This window comes from Candidatus Bartonella washoeensis Sb944nv (genome assembly GCF_000278135.1).
Classification (GTDB): Bacteria; Pseudomonadota; Alphaproteobacteria; order Rhizobiales; family Rhizobiaceae; genus Bartonella; species Bartonella washoeensis.
Genome location: NZ_JH725023.1, coordinates 524901 through 525682, shown reverse-complemented (window position 1 = coordinate 525682; position 782 = coordinate 524901). Strand labels below are relative to the sequence as shown.

General features: G+C 43.5%; 1 pseudogene. It reads right to left on the bottom strand.

Annotated features, from left to right (window positions below):
• Nucleotides 1-782 (bottom strand): annotated as a pseudogene (locus MCQ_RS04650) (Vomp family autotransporter); the annotation flags it as partial.

Below are 782 nucleotides of genomic sequence, written 5' to 3'. Positions count from 1 at the left end.
GCCTCTTTATCATTGCTCCACAACAAGGCGTCACCTTGAACAGTGGTAATTTCTTTTTCAATCTCTTTAGTAATTTCATTCTTAATATTCGTGAATGAATCTTTAACTTTCTCAAATGAATTACCCACACCGGTAAACGCAGATGCTACATCATCATAGGTCGTTTCAGAAACGCTGCCCTCAGAATTGAAGTTCTTAACCGTAAATGTAGGAGCAACCCAAGTGCCATTCTCATAGCTAGCACTACCGCCTAAAGTTTTCGCAACCTCGCTGCCAAGAGAATAGAGCTGACCACCATTTACTGCTTCCATCGATCCTTCAGAAAGAGTTGCTGCTTTCACGCCAGAGATACTACGGGCATCACCATTACTGTTTGCAACTGTGATTTCTGTACCGTCTTTCTCCCCACCGATCTTGATAACCTTTGTTGTGTCATCTTGCTTAATAAGGCTATCACTGACAACTTTGCCAATCTCCTTATTAATCTTATGGTGAATGTTCGTGAAAGAAGTACCAACACCCTCAAATGCAGCTGCAACACTCTCATAGCTCTGCTCTTCAACTTCACTACCATCAGAATTAACGGTCTTAACCTTGAAGCTTGGAGCGGTCCACTGACCATCCTCATATCCAGCATTACCGCCAAAAGACTTCGCAACCTCTGTGCCCAGTTTATGAAGCTGATTACCCGCTACTGCATCCGTGGAGGTTGCAGAAATGTCTCCGTTCTGAAGTGATGTAAGCTTGCTATTGCTTTTTTCTGCTCCATGCGTCGCTACAAA